The 21,329-nt window shown below is 71.5% G+C and carries 16 protein-coding genes; 12 read left to right on the top strand and 4 right to left on the bottom strand.

The annotated features are described in order from the left end of the window. Positions 1–64: 64 nt before the first annotated feature. On the top strand, positions 65–868 hold the full coding sequence (locus ACGFZQ_RS14055) for a SigB/SigF/SigG family RNA polymerase sigma factor (protein ID WP_351748743.1): 804 nt from the start codon (positions 65–67) through the stop codon (positions 866–868). 3 nt (positions 869–871) lie between these two features. Here ACGFZQ_RS14055 and ACGFZQ_RS14050 read toward each other — a convergent pair whose 3' ends face one another. Next, positions 872–1,186 carry an ANTAR domain-containing protein gene (locus tag ACGFZQ_RS14050; protein WP_351748741.1) on the bottom strand — a complete coding sequence of 105 codons (315 nt, stop codon included), beginning with the start codon at positions 1,184–1,186 and terminating at the stop codon, positions 872–874. A gap of 128 nt (positions 1,187–1,314) precedes the next feature. Here ACGFZQ_RS14050 and ACGFZQ_RS14045 point away from each other — a divergent pair, with 128 nt between their 5' ends. After that, positions 1,315–2,130: a VOC family protein gene (locus ACGFZQ_RS14045; protein ID WP_382547013.1), complete on the top strand. Its 816-nt coding sequence runs from the start codon at positions 1,315–1,317 to the stop codon at positions 2,128–2,130. 13 nt (positions 2,131–2,143) lie between these two features. Here ACGFZQ_RS14045 and glgX read toward each other — a convergent pair whose 3' ends face one another. After that, positions 2,144–4,261 (bottom strand): glycogen debranching protein GlgX, encoded by a 2,118-nt coding sequence (gene glgX, locus ACGFZQ_RS14040; protein WP_393840779.1) that lies wholly within the window; start codon positions 4,259–4,261, stop codon positions 2,144–2,146. A 23-nt stretch (positions 4,262–4,284) separates the two neighbouring features. Continuing rightward, positions 4,285–4,788 carry a pep a2 gene (locus ACGFZQ_RS14035; protein WP_393840564.1) on the bottom strand — a complete coding sequence of 168 codons (504 nt, stop codon included), beginning with the start codon at positions 4,786–4,788 and terminating at the stop codon, positions 4,285–4,287. 306 nt (positions 4,789–5,094) lie between these two features. Here ACGFZQ_RS14035 and ACGFZQ_RS14030 point away from each other — a divergent pair, with 306 nt between their 5' ends. From ACGFZQ_RS14030 to ACGFZQ_RS13995, 8 genes are all read left to right on the top strand, one after another. Beyond that, on the top strand, positions 5,095–5,388 hold the full coding sequence (locus ACGFZQ_RS14030) for a DUF5133 domain-containing protein (protein WP_123971413.1): 294 nt from the start codon (positions 5,095–5,097) through the stop codon (positions 5,386–5,388). A 103-nt stretch (positions 5,389–5,491) separates the two neighbouring features. Then, positions 5,492–7,480, top strand: a complete 1,989-nt coding sequence (locus tag ACGFZQ_RS14025) for an alpha-1,4-glucan--maltose-1-phosphate maltosyltransferase (protein WP_393840563.1) — start codon at positions 5,492–5,494, stop codon at positions 7,478–7,480. Then, positions 7,477–9,195: a maltose alpha-D-glucosyltransferase gene (treS, locus tag ACGFZQ_RS14020; protein ID WP_393840562.1), complete on the top strand. Its 1,719-nt coding sequence runs from the start codon at positions 7,477–7,479 to the stop codon at positions 9,193–9,195. The genes ACGFZQ_RS14025 and treS overlap by 4 nt, the downstream gene beginning before the upstream one ends. Before the next feature lie 31 nt (positions 9,196–9,226). Beyond that, the gene (locus ACGFZQ_RS14015) at positions 9,227–10,585 is read left to right on the top strand and encodes a maltokinase (protein WP_393840561.1); all 1,359 of its coding nucleotides are present in this window, start codon (positions 9,227–9,229) and stop codon (positions 10,583–10,585) included. A 4-nt stretch (positions 10,586–10,589) separates the two neighbouring features. Then, positions 10,590–12,824, top strand: coding sequence for a 1,4-alpha-glucan branching enzyme (gene glgB / locus ACGFZQ_RS14010; RefSeq protein ID WP_393840560.1), 2,235 nt, complete (start codon positions 10,590–10,592; stop codon positions 12,822–12,824). 106 nt (positions 12,825–12,930) lie between these two features. Then, positions 12,931–14,019, top strand: coding sequence for a glutamate--cysteine ligase (locus ACGFZQ_RS14005; RefSeq protein WP_382537351.1), 1,089 nt, complete (start codon positions 12,931–12,933; stop codon positions 14,017–14,019). A 129-nt stretch (positions 14,020–14,148) separates the two neighbouring features. After that, complete coding sequence (locus ACGFZQ_RS14000) at positions 14,149–16,053, top strand: AMP-dependent synthetase/ligase (RefSeq protein ID WP_393840559.1); 1,905 nt, start codon at positions 14,149–14,151, stop codon at positions 16,051–16,053. 101 nt (positions 16,054–16,154) lie between these two features. Beyond that, positions 16,155–16,589 carry an ATP-binding protein gene (locus ACGFZQ_RS13995; protein WP_393840558.1) on the top strand — a complete coding sequence of 145 codons (435 nt, stop codon included), beginning with the start codon at positions 16,155–16,157 and terminating at the stop codon, positions 16,587–16,589. 36 nt (positions 16,590–16,625) lie between these two features. On the opposite strand, the gene ACGFZQ_RS13990 is transcribed toward ACGFZQ_RS13995, so the two are convergent. Continuing rightward, a complete protein-coding gene (locus ACGFZQ_RS13990; RefSeq protein ID WP_351737520.1) occupies positions 16,626–17,435 on the bottom strand; it encodes a methyltransferase domain-containing protein in 810 nt (269 codons plus the stop codon). A gap of 246 nt (positions 17,436–17,681) precedes the next feature. Between ACGFZQ_RS13990 and ACGFZQ_RS13985 the strand changes: the two genes are divergently transcribed. Both ACGFZQ_RS13985 and ACGFZQ_RS13980 read left to right on the top strand, forming a co-directional pair. After that, positions 17,682–19,058, top strand: a complete 1,377-nt coding sequence (locus ACGFZQ_RS13985) for an NAD(P)/FAD-dependent oxidoreductase (RefSeq protein WP_393840557.1) — start codon at positions 17,682–17,684, stop codon at positions 19,056–19,058. Between the two features lie 16 nt (positions 19,059–19,074). Next, complete coding sequence (locus ACGFZQ_RS13980) at positions 19,075–21,324, top strand: FUSC family protein (protein ID WP_393840556.1); 2,250 nt, start codon at positions 19,075–19,077, stop codon at positions 21,322–21,324. Positions 21,325–21,329: the final 5 nt, after the last annotated feature.

Below are 21,329 nucleotides of genomic sequence, written 5' to 3'. Positions count from 1 at the left end.
GGGTCCGAGTGCGTTCCTCCCACGGTGTCCGTCCACACAGCACCCGCTGAGGGAGGTGCGCCCCATGCGTGCCACCACCGCCACCGTCGCCACCACCAGGCCCCACCCCCACGACGACGCGCCCGACACGGCAGCGGACTTCGTCCGGCTGGCCGGCCTGCCCGAGGGCCCGGAGCGCCGCGCCCTGCGGGACGGACTGGTCGAACTCTGGCTGCCCATGGCCGAGCGGATCGCCGTACGGTTCCGCGGCCGCGGGGAGGCCCTGGAAGACCTCTGCCAGGTCGCCGCGCTGGGACTGGTGAAGGCCGTCGACCACTACGACCCCGCGCGCGGCAGGGCCTTCGAGGCGTACGCCGTGCCGACGATCACCGGCGAGATCAAGCGCCACTTCCGGGACCACATGTGGACCCTGCACGTGCCACGCCGGGTCCAGGAGCTGCGCAACCGGGTCCGGGTCGCCCTCAAGGAGCTGGACCAGACCTCCCCCGGCGGCGCGCCCACCGTGGCCGAGATCGCCGAGCGGGCCCAGCTCACCGAGAGCGAGGTGCACACCGGGATGGAGGCCCTGGACTGTTTCTCGGCGCTGTCGCTGGACGCCGAGGTGTCCGGCGCCGACGGCTACGCGCTCGGCGACACGCTGGGCGGCCCCGACCCCGGCTACGACCTGGTCGTCGACCGCGCCGCGGCCGAGCCCTGTCTCCAGGGCCTTCCCGAGCGTGACCGGCTCATCCTCTACCTGCGGTTCTTCCGCGGCATGACACAGAGCCGGATCGCCGAGCAGCTGGGCGTCTCGCAGATGCACGTCTCCCGCCTGCTCAGCGCCTGCTTCGAGCGGCTGCGCGAGGAGCTGCTGACCGAGGCGGGCTGAGTCTCACCCGGACGGTGCACCGGGGATCTGCGTCGGCCCGTACCGGTCGAGGGCGTCCTCCAGTTCGGCACGGATCTCGGCGGGCATGTCCCCGGTACGCCCCCACACGAGGATCAGCTCCGCGACGTTGCGGAGCTTGATGTTGGTGTGCTGGGAGACCTCCTTGAGCACCTCCCACCCCTCGTCGGGGCTGACCCGGCCGAGCGCGACCACCATCCCGATCGCCTGGTCCACCACGGCATGGGAGGCGATGGCCTCCTTGAGCTGGTCGATCTCCTCCCGGAGATGGAGGACCGAATCCGCCTCGCTCTCGCTCACTCCCCCATCGTCCTCACTCGTCTGGCGGAGTGCCACCGGGGTACTCGGCAGGCACCCCGGCCGCTGCCGGTTGGAGACTGGTGACAGACCGGTTCCCCCGCCGGCCCCGACCCCAGGACGCGAGTGCCATGAACAACGACACGCCTGCCCCCGGCCCCGCGAAGAAGCAGCGAGAGGTCGTCTCCACGCACTCGGTCTTCGGCGCCCCGTGCTGGGTGAGCCTGACCAGCCGCGACGTACAGACGACCGAGAGTTTCTACAGCGCCGTGCTCGGCTGGCGATGGCGCAGTGTCCGGCTGGGCGACCACTTCCGGATCGCCCTGGCGGACGGGGTGCCGGTCGCGGGGATCGCCGCGGTCGCCGCGATGTGGCAGATGGCGGTGGCCTGGACGCCGTACTTCGCCGTCCAGAACGCGGACGAGGCGGTCGCCCGGGCCCGCGAGCGCGGCGGCACGCCGGCGGTGGGGCCGCTGTCCTTCCCGCCCGGCCGTGCCGCGCTGCTCGCCGACCGGGACGGGGCGATCTTCGGCATCTGGGAGGGCGACCTGGTATCCAACTGGGAGACCTGGCGGGAGGCCGCCCCCACCTTCATCCGCCTGCACACCCGCAACGCCTTCGACTCGGCGATCTTCTACGGCGAGGTCCTCGGCTGGGCCTCCGACAAGCAGGGCTGCTGCGAGGTGGAGTACGAGGGCGGCGAGGTGGTGCTGCGCAGCCGGGGCGACGCCGTGGCCCGGATCGACTCCGGGGCGGTGGAGGCGGCCCCCGATCCCACGGTACGGCCGCACTGGCAGATCCACTTCGCGGTGAACGACGTCGGCGAGTGCGCACGGGCGGCCGAGAAGCACGGCGGCAGTGTCCTCCAGGAGAAGGACACCGAGGCCATCCTGCGCGACCCGGACGGTGCGCAGTTCACCGTGACCGTGCGCCCCCTGCTCGCCTGATTCCCTCGGTTCCTCAGTCCTTGCCGCGGGAGGGCCGGGACAGCAGGACCAGGCTGCGGGCCTCGGCGCGCAGCCTGGTGCCCGCCTTGCGTTCGCGTTCGTCGGGGATGCCGTCGGGCTCGGCGGTGTCGATGAGGGCCGTCCAGCGCTCGCCGTAGGACTCGTCGGGCAGCCGGAAGTCGACCGGTTCCCAGAAGCTGTTGAGGAGCAGCAGGAACGAGTCGTCGACCAGGCGCCGGCCGTAGGGGTCGCGTTCGGCGATGGCGTCGCCGTTGAGGAAGACGCCGACCGAGTGCGCGTCGGGGCGCTGCCAGTCCCGGTCGGTCATCTCACGGGCGTCGGGCAGCAGCCAGACCAGGTCGGGCAGTGGCTGTCCAGGGTGCACGGCGGTCTCGCCGCGGAAGAAGCGGCGCCGGCGCAGTACGGGGTGGGCGGCGCGCAGTCCGATGACGTAGCGGGTGAAGTCGCTGAGCGTCCGCTGTTCCTCGGTGAGTTCCCAGTCGGTCCAGGAGACTTCGTTGTCCTGGCAGTAGGCGTTGTTGTTGCCGCGCTGGGTGCGGCCGAATTCGTCGCCGTGGCTGAGCATCGGGATGCCCTGGGACAGCAGCAGGGTGGCGAGGAAGTTGCGCTGCTGGCGGGCCCGGAGTTCGAGGACGGCCGGGTCCAAGGTGTCGCCCTCGGCGCCGCAGTTCCAGGACCGGTTGTGGCTCTCGCCGTCCCGGTTGCCCTCGCCGTTGGCCTGGTTGTGCTTGTCGTTGTACGACACCAGGTCGCGCAGGGTGAAACCATCGTGCGCGGTGACGAAGTTGACGCTCGCGCGCGGCCGCCGCCCCCGGTGCTGGTACAGGTCGGAGGAGCCGGTGAGCCGGGAGGCGAACTCGCCGAGCGAACCCGGCTCGGCCCGCCAGAAGTCCCGTACGGCGTCCCTGTACTTGCCGTTCCACTCCGACCACAGCGGCGGGAAGTTGCCGACCTGGTAGCCGCCCTCCCCCACGTCCCAGGGCTCGGCGATCAGCTTCACCCGGCTGATCACCGGGTCCTGCTGGATCAGGTCGAAGAACGCCGAAAGCCGGTCCACCTCGTGGAACTGCCGCGCCAGGGTGGCCGCGAGGTCGAAGCGGAAGCCGTCGACGTGCATCTCGGTGACCCAGTACCGCAGCGAGTCCATGATCAGCTGGAGGACGTAGGGGTGGCGCATCAGCAGGCTGTTGCCGGTGCCGGTGGTGTCGTAGTAGTGCGCCCAGTCGCCGTCCACCAGCCGGTAGTAGGAGGCGTTGTCGATGCCCCGGAAGGACAGCGTGGGGCCCATCTCGTTGCCCTCGGCGGTGTGGTTGTAGACCACGTCGAGGATCACTTCGAGGCCGGCCGTGTGCAGCGCCTTGACCATCGCCTTGAACTCGTCGACCTGCTGGCCGCGGCTGCCGAAGGCGGCGTAGGCGTGGTGCGGGGCGAAGAAGCCGATGGTGTTGTAGCCCCAGTAGTTGGACAGCCCCCGGTCCTGCAACACCCCGTCCTGCACGAACTGGTGGACCGGCATCAGCTCGACCGCCGTGACGCCGAGCGAGGTCAGGTGCTCGATGACCGCGGGGTGCGCGAGACCGGCGTAACTGCCCCTGAGCCGTTCGGGCACCTCCGGATGGGTGCGGGTGAGGCCGCGGACGTGGGCCTCGTAGATCACCGAGTCGGAGTAGGACCGCCGGGGCGGACGGTCGTCGCCCCAGTCGAAGTAGGGGTCGGTGACCACACCGAGCATGGAGTGCCCGGCGCTGTCCGCCGGGGACGGCCCGCCGGGCGTGCGCTCGTACAGCGACGCGTGGTTGTCGATCTGGCCGTCGACCGCCCGGGCGTACGGGTCCAGGAGCAGCTTCGCCGGATTGCACCGGTGGCCGACCTCCGGGTCCCAGGGGCCGGTCACCCGGTAGCCGTAGCGCTGCCCCGGCCCGACGCCGGGCAGGTAGGCGTGCCAGACGAAGCCGTCGACCTCGGTCATCGGCACCGGCCGCCGGGCGCCGGCGTTGTTCACCAGGACCAGCTCGACCCGCTCGGCGACCTCGCTGAACAGGGCGAAGTTGGTGCCCTGTCCGTCGAAGGAGGCACCCAACGGGTAGGGGTGCCCGCTCCACACGGGCACCCCTTTCCGGGACTTCCGAGCCGTCACCGGGCGCCCTCCAGGACGCCTTCGGCGGATTCGGCCAATAGGGCGACGGGGACGGCGCGGGGCACCCGGAGCGTCCGGCGCAGGCTGGGCGCGGGCGCGGTCGGGACCAGGGGGACGCGCTCACCGGACCGGGCTCGCTGCGAGAACCAGATGATCTTGCTGCCGGTCTCCGGGGCACAGCACCCCCAGCCGTCGCTGGTGGCGGCGAGGTGCGCCAGGCACGACCGCAGGTCCTGGTCGGGACGCAGGTCGCGGTCGTCGTCGCCGATGGCGGTGATGAGGTGCTGCCCGTTCCACCACATCTCGATGGACGTGTGCTTGTCCGTCGCGTGCTGGTCGATGGCGGTCAGCAGCAGTTCGACACCGCGGCAGACGGGGTCCACGACGTTGTCGAGGTCCCAGTAGCGGAGATGGGCGGCCAGGATGCGGCTGACCTGTCCCACCCGTTCCGGGCTGACCTCCACGTCGAGGTGGTAGTAGCAGGGCACTGCGGTCTTCATCGTCGCTGGCTCCTCACCCGGCGCGGCTCCCGCTCCCCTCACCCGTCCGGAAATCCGTTCCGGACGCGCAGCGTGAGTACTCATCGCTTCTGAGTCACTTCCCACAGTGCGGGCGCTACGCCATTCGTGCAACCTGAGAGACGCATGAGGTCGTTGAAGATCCAACAAGACGCTCCGTCGCTGTCCGTGCACCATGAGTGAAAGCCTCGATTCGCCGTAACGGCTCCGTGCCCTTCCGTGCCCGGACGCTCCCCGAACGTCGGGGACACGTGCCCATTCGAGAGCGTCGGAAGGAAAGACACGGCCATGCTGCTACCCGCGAAGGCCGAGGTGGCCCGGCAGCTGCGGCGCTACCGGGCGTGGGAGCGCGTCATGCTCGCCTCGCCGCAGGACCGCGAGGTGCGGTCCACCTTCGAGGACTCGGGCTACACGCTGTGTGTGCTGATGGGCAAGCGCTGCGCCCGGGAGGCGGTGGACGCGGCCGAGCGCTATCTGCGCACCAGCCTCGTCACCTATCTGCGGGAACAGGGCGGGCGGGCCCAGCTGAGCGAGAAGGTCCGACGGGGTCCGCCGTCGGACCGGAGCTCCGCGAGGCAGTGATCCGCAGGGGGACCCCGCGGGAGGACGCCTCGTCCTCCCGCGCACTACGGACTTGCGGAGCGGGGCCCCGGGCCCGGCTCCGCGCACGGCGGAGGTGAGACCCATGAAGGCGACAGAGGCCATCGGCCGTGTTCCGGTGCGTGACGTGCAACCGGCCGTGGACGGCGGCGGGCGTCCGGCGAAGGCGGTCCCCGGCGAGACCTTCCAGGTCACCGCCACCGTCTTCCGCGAGGGTCATGACGCCGTCGGCGCCAACGTGGTGCTGTGCGACCCCGAGGGCCGGCCCGGTCCCTGGGCGCCGATGCGGGAGCTGGTCCCCGGCACCGACCGCTGGGGCGCCGAGGTCACCGTGGACGGGAAACCGGGCCGTTGGACGTATCACGTCGAGGCCTGGAGCGCCCCGCTCACCACCTGGCGGCGGCATGCGCGGGTGAAGATCCCGGCGGGCATCGACACCGGTCTGGTCCTGGATGAGGGCACCGAGCTGTACGCGCGCGCGGCCGCCCGGATGCCCGGGGGACCGGAGCGGGAACGGGTCGTGGCGGCGGCCCGGGCCCTGGGCGACGACACCCTCCCCCTGCACACCCGGCTGGCGAGCGCGCTGGCTCCCGAGGTCGACGAGATCCTGACCCGGCATCCGCTGCGGGAACTGGTCACGTGCTCCGAGCCGTTGCCGCTGCTCGTCGAGCGCGAGCGGGCCCTGTACGGCTCCTGGTACGAGTTCTTCCCACGCTCCGAGGGCACGCCCGAGCGGCCGCACGGCACGTTCCGGACAGCGGCCCGCCGGCTGCCGGCCATCGCGGAGATGGGCTTCGACGTCGTCTACCTCCCGCCGATCCACCCCATCGGAACCACCTTCCGCAAAGGCCGCAACAACACTCTGAGCGCTGATCCCGAGGACGTGGGCGTGCCGTGGGCGATCGGTTCCCCGGAGGGCGGGCACGACGCCGTGCACCCGGACCTGGGGTCCCTGGAGGACTTCCGGTGGTTCGTGGCCGAGGCCGGCCGGCACGGCCTGGAGATCGCCCTCGACTTCGCGCTCCAGTGCTCGCCCGACCACCCCTGGGTGGAGAAACACCCCGAGTGGTTCCACCACCGGCCCGACGGGACCATCGCCTACGCCGAGAACCCGCCGAAGAAGTACCAGGACATCTACCCCCTCGCCTTCGACACCGACATGCCCGGCCTGACCGCCGAGACGGTCCGGGTGCTGCGGCACTGGATGGACTGCGGGGTACGGATCTTCCGCGTCGACAACCCCCACACCAAACCGATCGTGTTCTGGGAACGGGTGATCGCCGAGATCAACCGCACCGACCCCGACGTGATCTTCCTGGCCGAGGCCTTCACCCGCCCCGCGATGATGCGCACCCTCGCCCAGACCGGCTTCCAGCAGTCCTACACGTACTTCACCTGGCGCAACACCAAACAGGAACTCACCGAGTACCTCACCGAGCTGTCCGGCGAGAGCGCCGCCTGGATGCGGCCGAACTTCTTCGCCAACACCCCCGACATCCTGCACGCCTACCTCCAGCACGGCGGCCGCCCCGCCTTCGAGGTCCGCGCCGTCCTGGCCGCCACCCTCTCCCCCACCTGGGGCATCTACAGCGGCTACGAACTCTGCGAGAACACCCCCCTCAGGGAAGGCGGCGAGGAATACCTCGACTCCGAGAAGTACCAGCTCAAACCCCGCGACTGGACCCGCGCCGACACCGACGGCATCGCCCCCCTCATCACCCGCCTCAACACCGTCCGGCGCCGGCACCCCGCGCTCCAGCAGCTGCGCGACCTGAGCTTCCACCACACGGACAACGACTCCGTCCTCGCGTACAGCAAGCGTGCCGGGGCGGACGCGGTCCTGGTGGTCGTCAACCTCGATCCGCACCACACCCAGGAGGCCACGGTCTCGTTGGACATGCCGCGACTCGGCCTGGACAGCAACTCCGCCCTGTCCGTGCGGGACGAACTGACAGGTGAGACCTACACGTGGGGCAGGACCAACTATGTACGTCTCACGCCCGGCCGGGCGCCGGCGCATGTGCTCCAGGTAGGGCGACCGACACCAGCGAACGGAGGGCCCAGCGCGTCATGACTGTCAACGACCCCGTCCAGGACACCTTCGAGGACACGCCTGCCAAGGACCGGGACCCGGAGTGGTTCAAACGCGCCGTCTTCTACGAGGTCCTGGTGCGTTCCTTCCAGGACAGCGACGGTGACGGCATCGGCGACCTCAAGGGTCTGACCGCGAAGCTCGACTATCTGCAGTGGCTCGGTGTCGACTGCCTCTGGCTGCCGCCCTTCTTCAAGTCCCCGCTGCGGGACGGCGGTTACGACGTCTCCGACTACACCGCGGTACTCCCCGAGTTCGGTGACCTCGCCGACTTCGTGGACTTCGTAGACGCGGCCCACCAGCGCGGCATGCGCGTGATCATCGACTTCGTCGTCAACCACACCAGCGACCAGCACCCGTGGTTCCAGGAGTCCCGGACGAACCCCGACGGTCCGTACGGCGACTACTACATGTGGGCGGACGACGACAAGCAGTACCAGGACGCGCGGATCATCTTCGTCGACACCGAGGTCTCCAACTGGACCTTCGATCCGGTGCGCGGCCAGTACTACTTCCATCGCTTCTTCTCCCACCAGCCGGACCTCAACTACGAGAACCCGGCGGTGCAGGAGGAGGTCCTGGCCGCGCTGCGGTTCTGGCTGGACCTGGGCATCGACGGCTTCCGCCTGGACGCGGTGCCCTATCTGTACGCGGAAGAGGGCACCAACTGCGAGAACCTGCCGGCCTCCCACGAGTTCCTGAAGCGGGTCAGGCGCGAGATCGACGCCATGTATCCGGACACCGTGCTGCTGGCCGAGGCGAACCAGTGGCCGGAGGACGTCGTCGACTACTTCGGCGACTACGAAAAGGGCGGCGACGAATGCCACATGGCGTTCCACTTCCCCGTGATGCCCCGGATCTTCATGGCGGTCCGCCGGGAATCCCGCTACCCCGTCTCGGAGATCCTCGCCAAGACCCCCGCCATCCCCTCCGGCTGCCAGTGGGGCATCTTCCTGCGCAACCACGACGAGCTCACCCTCGAAATGGTCACCGACGAGGAACGCGACTACATGTGGGCCGAATACGCCAAAGACCCACGGATGCGCGCCAACATCGGCATCCGCAGGCGGCTCGCCACCCTCCTCGACAACGACCGCAACCAGATCGAACTCTTCACCGCCCTGCTGCTCTCCCTCCCCGGCTCGCCGATCCTCTACTACGGCGACGAGATCGGCATGGGCGACAACATCTGGCTCGGCGACCGCGACGCCGTCCGCACCCCCATGCAGTGGACCCCCGACCGCAACGCCGGCTTCTCCTCCTGCGACCCGGGACGCCTCTACCTGCCGGCGATCATGGACCCCGTCTACGGCTACCAGGTCACCAACGTCGAGGCCTCGATGTCCTCCCCGTCCTCGCTGCTCCACTGGACGCGCCGGATGATCGAGATCCGCAAGCAGAATCCTGCCTTCGGACTGGGGTCCTACACCGAACTCCAGTCGTCGAACCCGGCCGTGATCGCGTTCCTGCGCGAGTACGAGGACGACCTGGTCCTCTGCGTCCACAACTTCTCCCGGTTCGCCCAGCCCACCGAACTGGACCTGCGTCGCTTCAACGGCCGGCATCCGGTCGAGCTGATCGGCGGGGTGCGCTTCCCCGCCATCGGTGAACTGCCCTATCTGCTCACCCTCGCGGGGCACGGCTTCTACTGGTTCCGGCTCTCCCGAGTCGCCTCCCGCATCGGCCTTCGGCGCTGAGCGTGCGGAGCCGAGGAAAGGACGCGTCACGATGACGAAGACCGTTGACCTCCCCCGGAGCGCGGCAGCCACCGGCCTCGACCGGCCGCTGGTCTCGCTCGGCGGGCTGCTGCGCGATTGGCTGCCGCGGCAGCGCTGGTTCGCGGGCAAGGACCGGCCCGTCACGGATCTCTCCGTACTCTCCCTGACCGAGCTCTTTCCCGGCTGTCTGCATCTGCTCATCCACGCCGACCACTCCCCCGGCGGGGACAGCGCCCCTTCCGGTGACTGCTACCAGCTCCTGCTCGGCGTACGCGAACACCGCACGCCCCGGCTGGAGCGGGCGTACATCGGCCGCGCCGAGGAGGGCCCGCTGGCCGGACTCGCGGTGTACGACGCCCTGCAGGACCCCCGTGCGGCCGAACTGCTCCTTGACCGGCTGCGGATGCCCGGCACGGTCGGCCCGCTGCGTTTCGAGAGCGCCCCGCGGACCCGGATACCCGGTGGACTCGCGCCCCGCCTGCTGGCCGCCGAGCAGTCCAACTCCTCCCTGGTCTACGGCGATTCCTACATCCTGAAGGTGTTCCGGCGGATCCAGCCCGGCATCAACCCGGACCTGGAGGTGCCCGGTGCACTGGCCGCGCAGGGCTGTGCGCGGGTGCCCGCGCCGGTGGCCTGGTTCCGCACCACCGAGCCGAGCCCGGCGACCCTCGGGGTGCTGCAACCCTTCCTGCCGGACGCGGCGGACGGCTGGACCCTCGCCCTGCGCGCGCTGGCGGCAGGGGACGACTTCGGCACCGAGGCGCACCAACTGGGCCGGGCCACCGCGGACGTGCACCTCGCGCTCGCCGCCGCCTTCCCGTCCGCCGTCCACGACGAACACGGGCGTACCGCGGAGGCCATGTCGGCGCGGCTGGAGGCGGCCGCGCACGCGGTGCCGGCGCTCCGGCCGTACGTGCCGGGCCTGCGGGGCGCCTTCGACGCGCTCGCCACCTGCGACGCGGGACCGCACGCGCAGCGGATCCACGGCGATCTGCATCTCGGGCAGGTGCTGCGGGCGGACCGCGAGTGGTTCGTCATCGACTTCGAGGGCGAGCCGTCCCGGCCGCTCGCCGAGCGGCGCAGCACCCAGTCCCCGGTACGGGACGTGGCCGGCATGCTGCGGTCCTTCGACTACGCGGCCCGGCAGCGCCGCCCCTGGCGCCCGGAGTGGGCCCGCCGCTGCCGGGAGGCCTACTGCGCGGGTTACGCTGCGCGCGCCGGCTGGGACCCGCGGAAGAAGCACGCGTTGCTGCGCGCCCACGAGACGGACCGCGCGGTGTACGAAGTGGTGTACGAAGCCCGGCACCGGCCGGCCTGGCTTCCGGTTCCGATGGCCGCGATCGAGCGGCTCGCCCGCTGGGGAGGCTGACCTCATGGCACTGCGCGACTCTTCGCTTCCCGAGCCCTCCGGCCCCTCCCGTCCCACGGCCCCGCCGCTGGACGCCGACGACCGCGGCCGCCTGCTCTCGGGAGCCCACCACGATCCGCACGCCGTGCTCGGCGCCCATCCGGTGGACGGCGGCACCCTCGTCCGCGCGCTGCGTCCGCACGCGCGTGCCGTGAGCGTGCTCGTCGACGGGGCGCGCATCCCCCTGGCGCCCGAGGACGACGGGTTCTTCGCGGCCGTACTCCCGTACGCCGAACTCCCGTCGTACACACTGCTCGTCACGTACGGCGACGGCGACGACGGCGACGGCGGCGGTGGCGGTGGCGAGCAGGAGGTGCACGACCCGTACCGCTTCCTGCCCGCGCTCGGTGAGTTCGACTTGCATCTGATCCGTGAGGGGCGGCACGAGCAGCTGTGGAAGGCGCTCGGTGCCGAGCCGATGACCCACGAAGGGGTGACCGGTACCCGGTTCACGGTGTGGGCGCCGAACGCGCGAGGCGTGCGGGTGGCCGGGGACTTCACCTGCTGGGACGGCACGCAGTACCCGATGCGCTCGCTGGGCGCGGCCGGGGTGTGGGAGCTGTTCCTGCCGGGTGTGGGCGAGGGTGCCCGGTACAAGTTCGAGATCACCTCCCGGTACGGCGGCCGGTTCCTCAAGGCCGACCCGATGGCCCGCCGTACCGAGGTGCCGCCCGCGACCGCGTCGATCGTGGCGGTCTCCCGCCACGAGTGGAGTGACGCGGAGTGGATGGCACACCGGGGCGACACCCCGGTGCACGAGGCCCCGTTCTCGGTGTACGAGGTGCATCTGCCGTCCTGGCGGCCGGGATCGACCTACCGGCAGCTGGCGGAGGAACTCCCCGCGTACGTCAACGACCTGGGCTTCACCCACGTCGAGTTCATGCCGGTCGCCGAGCACCCCTTCGGCGGTTCCTGGGGCTACCAGGTCACCGGCTTCTACGCGCCGACCTCGCGGCTCGGCACCCCGGACGACCTCAAGTACCTGATCGACGCCCTGCACCGGGCCGGGATCGGCGTGATCATGGACTGGGTGCCGGCCCACTTCCCCAAGGACGACTGGGCGCTGGCCCGCTTCGACGGGGACCCGCTGTACGAGCCCGGGGACGAGCGGCGGGCCGAGCATCCGGACTGGGGGACCTACGAGTTCGACCTGGGCCGGGTGGAGGTCCGCAACTTCCTGGTCGCCAACGCGGTGTACTGGTGCGAGGAGTTCCACATCGACGGGCTCCGGGTGGACGCGGTCGCCTCGATGCTCTACCTCGACTACTCGCGCGACTCCGGGCAGTGGACACCTAACGTGTTCGGCGGGCGTGAGGACCTGGACGCGGTGGCGTTCCTCCAGGAGATGAACGCGACCGTGTACCGGCGTGCGCCGGGCGTGGTGACCATCGCCGAGGAGTCCACCGCGTGGGACGGGGTGACCCGGCCGACCGACAGCGGCGGGCTGGGGTTCGGGCTGAAGTGGAACATGGGCTGGATGCACGACTCGCTGGAGTACATCCGGCACGAGCCGGTCCACCGCAAGTACCACCACGACGAGATGACCTTCTCGATGGTGTACGCGTACAGCGAGAACTACGTGCTGCCCATCTCCCACGACGAAGTCGTGCACGGGAAGCAGGCTTTGGTGTCGAAGATGCCCGGCGACTGGTGGCAGCAACGCGCCAATCACCGCGCCTATCTGGGCTTCATGTGGGCCCATCCCGGCAAACAGCTGCTCTTCATGGGGCAGGAGTTCGCCCAGGGCGGCGAGTGGTCGGAGGCCCACGGCCCCGACTGGTGGCTGCTCGACCCGGAGTACGGCGCCGAGGCCGATCACCGGGGTGTCCGGGATCTGGTCCGCGATCTCAATTCCGTGTACCGCACGCACCCCGCCCTGTGGCAGCGGGACACCGATCCGGCGGGTTTCCAGTGGGTCCTGGGGGACGCGGCCGAGGACAACGTCTTCGCCTTCCTGAGGTTCGACGCCGAGGCCCGGCCGCTTCTGGCGGTGTCCAACCTCTCCCCCGTGGTCCGTCCCGACTACCGGCTGAACGTGCCGGGGAGCGCCGCCGTCTGGCGCGAGATCCTCAACACCGACAGCGCGCGGTACGGCGGCGGGGACGTCGTCAGCCGGGGTCCGCTGCTGACCGACGAGGGCGCTGTACGGCTGACGCTGCCGCCGCTCGGCACGGTGTGGCTGGAGCCCGTCGCCCCGTAGGCCGCCGAGGACACCGTCACGTGTCCCGGCAGCCGGGCCGGGGCAGTTCGGGATGAAAGACCCCGCCGCGCCCGGTCGCGGCCCGGCCGGAGGGCGGTCCTCGGTGCTGCGTACCGTCGGAGTGGAGGAAGAACTTCTGCTGGTCCACCCGGACAGCGGGGAGCCGATGCCCCAGTCGGCCGCCGTCCTCGACCGTGCCGCTTTGGACGATCCCGGACAGGCCGTGTTCCAGAAGGAACTGTTCGGGCAGATGCTGGAGCTGGCCACCAGTCCGCAGCTGCGCATGGCGGACCTCGGCGCCGAGATCGCGCGCTGCCGCAAGGAGGCGGCCCGGCTCGCCGGGGAGATCGGCTGTGCGGTGGCGGCGCTCGCCACCTGCCCGCTGCCGGTCACGCCCGCGCTCAGCGCGCACGAGCGGTACCGGTGGATGGCCGGGCGGTTCGGCAGCGCCACCCTGGACCAGTTCGTGTGCGGCTGCCATGTGCATGTGTCGGTGGAGTCCGACGAGGAGGGCGTCGCCGTCCTGGACCGGCTGCGGCCGTGGCTTCCGGTGCTGCGCGCGCTGAGCGCCAACTCGCCGTTCTGGCAGGGCCGGGACTCCGGTTATGCCAGTTTCCGCAGCCGGCTGTGGGCGCGCGGCCCGTCGGCGGGGCCGACCGAGCTGTTCGGCTCGGCCGAGGGGTACCGGCAACGGGTCGCGGACATGGTGGCCAGCGGGGTCATCCTCGACACGGGGATGGTGTACTTCGACGCCCGGCTGGCCGTGCACTACCCAACGGTGGAGATCCGGGTGGCCGACGTGTGCCTGCGGGCCGACACCACCGTCCTCGTCGCCACCCTGGCCCGTGCCCTGGTGGAGACGGCCGCCCGCGACTGGCGGGCCGGCCGGCCGCCGCTCGACCACAGTGTGAGCATGCTCCGGCTGGCCTCCTGGCAGGCCGCCCGCTCCGGCCTGGACCAGGAGCTGCTCGATCCGGCGACCATGCGGCCCCGGCCGGCCGTCGAGGTGGTGCGCGCCCTGCTGACGCACACCGAGGAGGCGCTCACCGCCAGCGGTGACGCCGGGGGTGTCGAGGAGGCCGTGGCACAGGTGCTGCACAGGGGTACCGGAGCCCGCGAGCAGCGGTCGTTCCTGGAGCGTACGGGCAGCCTGCGGGATGTCGTCGTCGAGTGTGTACGCCGTACCCAGGGCTGAGCTCTGGTCACCAGGCGGACACTAGTTGACCGTTCCCGACACAGGCCGCGCTCCCCTGGGCTAGATTCGACCCGCGTCGACAACAGTACCGATCGGTGGGGTCACCCTCCGTACAACCAGGAGCAGCGCATGCGCGACTACGCCCTCGCTCCGACTACCGCTTCGACCCTGGCCGGCGGGCTCGCCGACAGCATCTTCGAGACGGCGGACCGGAACCCGACCCTGCCGGTGCTGGCGCGCCGGCCCGATGCGGCCGCCGCGGGCTGGGAGGAGATCACCGCGGTCGAACTGCGCGACGAAGTGGTCGACTTGGCCAAGGGTCTGATCGCGTCGGGTATCTCGCCCGGTCATCGGGTGGCCATGATGGCGCGGACGCGCTACGAGTGGACGGTGTTCTGTCTCGCGCTGTGGTCGGTGGGCGCGGAGGTGGTGCCGATCCATCCGACCTCCGCCCGGGACCAGGTCGAGTGGATCCTGCGGGACGCCCGCTGTGTGGCCGTGGTGGTCGAGGACGAGCTGGCGGTGATGACCGTCGGCACGGTGTGCGAGGGCCTGCCCGGGCTCAAGCATGTCTGGCAGCTGGACGCGGGGGCGCTGGCCGACCTGGTGCAGCAGGGCGTGTTCGTCCCGCTGACCACGGTGGAGTCGCTGCGCCGGATCGTGATGCCGGACTCCACGGCGGCGATCACCTACACCTCCGGCACCTCGGGCCGTCCGCTGGGCTGCGCGCTGAGCCACCGCGGTCTGGCGTACCCGTGCGACACCCTGCTCGCGGGCTGGGGGCACACCGCCGCGCGTTCCGGCGAACAGGCCTCCGTGCTCGCCTACTTGCCGTTCTCGCACGTGTACGGCCTGATGGTGATGGTCCTCTGCCTGCGCGGCGGGATCATGATGGGCCACGAGCCGGAGATGTCGGAGATCGCGCTGGCGTCGGCGCTGGGCACCTTCAGACCGACCTACCTGTACGCCGTGCCGTCGGTGCTGGAGAAGCTGTACAAGACGTTCCTGCGCACCGCCCAGCAGACGGGCCGGGGGACCCTGTTCGAGCGGGCCGCGGAGACCGCGCGGGACTTCGCCGCCGCACAGGAGCGGGGCCGGCTGGGCACCGGGGCGGGTCCGGGTTTCGATCTGCGGCTGCAACACGCCCTGTACGAGCGGACGGTGTACCGCAGGCTGCGGGCGGCACTCGGCGGGCGGGTGCTGCGGGCCACCTCCGGCGGCTCCTCGCTCAGCCGTGAACTCACCCTGTTCTACGAGGGCATCGGCGTTCCCGTGCACGACGGCTACGGGCTGACCGAGTCCAGCGGCGGGATCACCATGCAGCCGCTGGGCCGGGAGAAGTCCGGCACGGTCGGCCAGGCCCTGCCGGGCACCCAGATCCAGGTCGCCGACGACGGCGAGATCCTGGTGCGCGGGCCCTCCGTGTTCCAGGGGTACGTCGGTGACAACTACGCGACCCGGGCCGCGCTGCGCGGCGGCTGGCTGGCCACCGGGGACATCGGGCGGCTCGACCCCGAGGGCTATCTGACCATCACCGGCCGCAAGAAGGACATCATCATCACCAGCAGCGGCAAGAGCGTGGCCCCGGCCCCGCTGGAGCAGCGGCTGCGGATGCATCCGCTGGTGCACCAGGCGGTGGTCGTCGGCGACGACCGGCCCTGTGTGGGTGCGCTGATCACCCTGGACCCGGACTTCCTGGCGCACTGGCGGGGTGCCCTGTCGCTGCCGGGCGACTCGCCGGGGCGGGAGGCGCGCGAGGAGAACGCGCTGCGCGAGGAGATCGCCCGGGCCATCGCGTCCGCCAACAGTGTGGTGTCCCGCTCCGAGTCGATCCGGGTCTACCGGGTCCTCCAGGAACCGTTCGCCCCGGGCAACGGTATGCTCACGCCGTCGATGAAGCTGCGCCGGGACGCCATAGCGCGCCACTACGCGGCCGAGATCGACGCCATGTACCAGGCCCGCTCGCGCGCCGTGCGCCGGCCGGGCCCGGCGGAGCCGGCCGACTGGGAGGACTCTGACGACGTGTTCCGCTGAGTGCGGCACGCTTAGCCGATGCGGCAGTGGGAACTCGCCGCGAGGGGAAAGATCCGACAGTGAGCACGGCCCTGAGACCCCCCGGGGCCGGGAGAGACGACATGCCGACCGGGCCACGGCGCGACCGCAGACGCTCCACGGAGGAGACCCCCGAACGCACGGTCTCCTTCCCCGGCGAGCTGCGCAACGTCACCGGCGCCCGGCTGGCCGCGGACGGCTACCTCGCCGACCTCGCCCGTATCTCGCCGCCCACCGCCGCCGAGTGCTGGGACGACATCCTGCTGGTCGTGACGGAGCTGGCCGCCAATGTCGTCCAGTACGCGCCGGGCCCCTTCGAGCTGCACATGCGACGCACGTACGACGGTGTGCACATCACCATGCACGACACCAGCCGGATCCAGCCCGAGCCGCGCCCCTTCCATCCGCGGCACGGCGGGGGCGGCGTCGGCTGGCACCTGCTGCACACCCTGTGCGACCAGGTCAGCGTGGTCGTCACCGAGACCGGCAAGGACATCCACGTCTTCCTGCCGTGGTGAGCGGCGGGTTCCGGCCCCGGTGAGCGGCGGGCGCGATCACTCGGGGCGGTGTGCGACCACCCCGAACATCGTCACCGACATGTGCAGCGCCCCCTGCTCGGCCGCCTCCGTGAGGTCGGCGTACAGGGTGTCCCGCTGTTCCCCGGTGAGGGCGCCGCTGCGCACGGCGGACTCGCCGAGCATGCGGATCAGCGGCCAGGCCACCGTGCGGTGGTCCTGGAGCAGGGCCTGCGAGCCGCGGTCGTCCACCACGAACCCGGCCGCGCTGAGCTGGCCGACCAGGCGGCGCCCGGAGAAGGGGTTGGCGCCGTTGAGGGCGGCCGCCATCAGCGCCTGCACGACCGCCGGGTCGCCGGGGTGCAGCAGAGTGGTGCCCCAGTCGGTGTCCAGCAGCGCCACCCGGCCGCCGGGCCGCAGCACCCGGGCCATCTCGGCGACGGCCCGGTCGGGGTCGGGGAGGTGCTGGAGCACCCGCTCGCACCACACCAGGTCCATCGAGCCGTCGGGGACGGGCAGCGCGGCCGCCTCGCCGTGGACGAACCGGGCCCGGCTGCCCGGGGACCGCTCCTCGGCGACCGCGCGCAGACTCGGGTTGGGCTCGACACCGATCGCGACGCCGTCCGGGCCGATGGCGGCGGCCAGTGTCCGGGTCTGCGAGCCGGTGCCGGAGCCGACGTCGAGGAGCCGCTCGCCGAGCCGTACCGCCAGCGCCTCCTCGGCCCAGGCGCGCAGTCGTCGTACGCCCGGATTGGCGTCCTGCGAGTCCAGGGCGCCCACCAGCGGGGCCACGCGGTCGGGGTCGATGTGCCGCTGCTGGAAGCCCGTTCCGGGCTGGGTGTGCGCCATGGCGGGCACTCTACTGGCGTACGTGATCGCCGTGGACGACCTTGTACCGGACGGAAGTCCGGCGCATATCTGTGCGACAGCCGGTTACTCCTCTTGATCGAGGGGCATGCTGGAGCCCACGCGTTCGTCTGCCTGCGCCGCCCGGCTGGCGGAACGGCGTCGGGCACGGTGGGATCGAACTGTGCGAGGCAAGCGTTCCAGGGCATGCGAACGGCGTGACCCGGGCCCCTGGAACAGCGGAAAGGGATGGACACCGTGACACGACCCAGGATCCTGGTGGTGGGCGCAGGCTTCGCCGGAGTGGGATGCGTCCGCCGCCTGGAGCGGAAACTCGCCCCCGACGAGGCCGACGTCACCCTGGTGGCGCCCTTCGCCTACCAGCTCTACCTGCCCCTGCTGCCACAGGTCGCCTCGGGCGTGCTGACGCCCCAGTCGATCGCCGTCTCGCTGCGCCGCAGCAAGAAGTACCGCACCCGGATCATCCCGGGCGGCGCGATCGGCGTGGACCTCAAGTCCAAGGTGTGCGTGGTCCGCACCATCACCGACCAGCTGGTGAACGAGCGGTACGACTACATCGTGCTGGCCCCGGGCAGCGTCACCCGCACCTTCGACATCCCGGGCCTGACCGAGCACGCCTTCGGCATGAAGACCCTGGCCGAGGCCGCCTACATCCGTGACCACGTCATCTCGCAGCTCGACCTGGCCGACGCCAGCGACAATCCCGTGGAGCGGGCCGCGCGGCTGCAGTTCGTGGTGGTCGGCGGCGGATACGCGGGCACCGAGACCGCCGCCTGTCTGCAGCGGCTCACGCACGCGGCGCTGCACCGCTACCCGAACCTGGACCCGAAGCTGATCAAGTGGCATCTGATCGACATCGCGCCGAAGCTGATGCCGGAGCTGGGCGACAAGCTCGGCCGCAGCGCCCAGGAGATCCTGAGCCGCCGCGGCATCGAGGTCTCCCTCGGGGTGTCGATCGAGAAGGCGGGCCCGGAGGAGGTCACCTTCACCGACGGCCGGGTGGTGCCCACCCACACCCTGATCTGGACGGCCGGTGTGGTCGCCAGCCCGCTGATCGCCACCCTGGGCGCGGAGACGGTCCGGGGGCGGCTCGCGGTCAACGCCGAGATGACCCTCCCGGGCCAGGACGGGGTGTTCGCGCTCGGCGACGCGGCCGCCGTACCCGACAAGGCGAAGGACGAGGCGGGCGCGGTCTGCCCGCCGACCGCGCAGCACGCCATGCGGCAGGGCAAGGTGGTCGCCGACAACGTCATCGCGACCCTGCGCAACCAGCCGCTCCACCCGTACGTCCACAAGGACCTGGGGCTCGTGGTGGACCTCGGCGGCAAGGACGCGGTCTCCAAGCCGCTGGGCATCGAACTGCGCGGGCTGCCCGCCCAGGCGGTGGCCCGCGGCTACCACTGGTCGGCGCTGCGCACCAACGTGGCCAAGACCCGGGTGGCGACCAACTGGCTGCTGAACGCGGTGGCCGGCGACGATTTCGTCCGTACCGGCTTCCAGTCCCGCAAGCCCGCCACGCTCAAGGACTTCGAGTACACGAACTCGTATCTGACCCCGGAGCAGGTCCGGGCCCGTGCCGAGGGCCCCGGCGAAGCCACGGCCTGACGCAGAGCGCGGCCAGGTGAGCACAGCGGGGCGGTCGGTGCGGGCGGAGGTGCGGGGACGGCTCGCGGCGGCCGACCCCGGGCTGCTCCGCTTCACCGCCGGCCTGCGGACGGTCCTTGCCATCGCGCTCACGCTCGCCGTCCTGGCGGCCCTGCGGCTCGACGTGTCCCATCTGGTGGCGGGGGCCATCGCGGCGATGGTCGCCACCTTCGCGATCCGTGAGAAGGGGCGCTCCCAGCAGGCCGTCACGCTCGCCCTGGGGCTGCCGGTGGCGCTGGTCTCGATGTCCCTGGGCGCGCTGCTCAACCAGCGGGTCGTGATCGGTGACCTGTTCTTCGTGGCGCTCATCTTCTGCGCGGTCTACAGCCGGCGGTTCGGCGACCGGGGCACGGCGCTGGGGCTGATCGGCTTCCAGATCTACTTCGCCTCGCTGTTCGTGCACGCGACCGGGCCCGCACTGCCCGGCCTGTACGTCGTGATCGCGGTCGCCTTCGGCAGCGCGGCCCTGGCCCGCTTCGTGCTCGTGCCGCAGACTCCGGCGGGCATCCTCGGCCGGCTGCGGCGGGCCTTCCGGGGCCGGTTCGCCCAGCTGGTGGCCGCGCAGGCGGAGTTGCTCGACGCCGGGCCGGACGAGCTGGACAAGGCGGTGGAGGAGGTCCGGGTCAGGACCGCCCGGCTGCACGAGACGGCGCTGCTGATCCAGGGGCGGCTCCCGGACGGCACCTCCGACGAGGCGGTGGCCCGGCTGGTGCAGCGCCGGATCGCGGACGCCGAGATCGCCGCCGAGCGGCTCGGGCTGATGCTGCTCACCGCGCGCAGCGCCCGGCGGGCCGACACCCTCACCCTGCATCTGCCCGGTGCCCACCTGCCCTCGGCGCCCCCGCTGCCGGCCCGGGACGAGGCGCTGGAGCAGCTGCGGCTGGACCTGGAGGCGCTGCGGCTGCTGGTGCTGCGGCCGGCCGGGCCACAGCCGGGGACCGCGCTGTCCCGGCTGCGCAACCGGCTCCTCGGCTACCGCGAGGAGGAGAACCTGCCGCCCGCCGACCCCGCCGTGCAGGACGTCTTCCGGGGGATCGGCGAGGCCGCCCGGGCGGTCATGGGGCTGCGGATCGCGCTGGACGGGCCGCAGGACGAGTCCGACGACACCCCGGCCACGTCCCGGTCCCGCGAGGAACTGGACGCCGAGGACGCGGCCATCGAGGTCGCCGAGGAGGAGGAAGTCGAGACCGAGGAGGCCACCGGGCTGCACCGGCCCACCACGCGGGCGGCGGTGCAGGTGGCCGTCGGCTCGTCGCTGGCCATCGTGGGCGGCGAGTTCCTGTCCGCCCAGCGCTGGTACTGGGCGGTGCTGACCTGCTGGATCGTGTTCCTCAACACCGCGTCGACCGGCGAGATCCTGGTCAAGGGCTACCGGCGGCTGCTGGGCACGGTCCTCGGCGTGGTGGCCGGCATCGGGCTGGCGGGGCTGGTCGGGCACCACACCTGGACGGCGTTCGGGCTGGTGCTGCTGTTCGTCTTCGCGATGTTCTACTCGGCGCCGCTGTCGTACACCCTGATGTCGTTCTTCGTGACGGCGATGCTGGGCCTGCTGTACACGCTGCTCAACACCTACAGCCTGGACGTCCTGGTGCTGCGGATCGGGGAGACGGCGCTCGGCGCGGTCTGCGGGGTGATCTCGGCCGCGGTGGTGCTGCCGGTGCACACCGACCGCCGTACCGACGAACTGCTCGTCACGACGCTGGACCGGCTGGCCGACGTGACCCGGGCCGCCGCCGACCAGTTGAGCGGGGCGCCGCCGGCCGACCTGGTGGAGAAGGCCCGTGACCTGGACCAGGCACTGGCCGATCTGCGGGCGGCGGTGCAGCCGTTGACGCATCCGATCACCCCGCTGCGGTCCCGCCGGGACACCGCGCGCTATGTGGTGGCGCTCCTCGAGACGTGCGCCTATCACGCGCGGTCGCTGGCGGCGACGGCCGAGCTGCTGCCCACCCATCCGGCGATCGCGGCGGATCCCCGGCTGCGCGGGGCGGGGCAGCGGATCGTGCACAACATCGAGGCGATCGCCGCGCAGGTCGACGACCGGCGGCCTGCCGCCGAGATCGAGACGGGCCCCAGCATCGCGGCGATGCTGGAGCCGGGCACCCTGCGCGCTCCGCGCTACGGCCGGGTGACCGACCGCGTGCTGCGGCATCTGCAACGCCTCGACGAGGCCGTGGCGGGCCTGGCCCGGCCCCTGAAGGTGCCGGTCCGGGCGCGCGCCGCCTGACGGGG

It is taken from the genome of Streptomyces sp. NPDC048254 (assembly GCF_043201895.1).
Lineage (GTDB): Bacteria > Actinomycetota > Actinomycetes > Streptomycetales > Streptomycetaceae > Streptomyces.
Note: the sequence above shows the minus strand (reverse complement) of the source record. Positions and strands in the feature narration are given on the sequence as shown.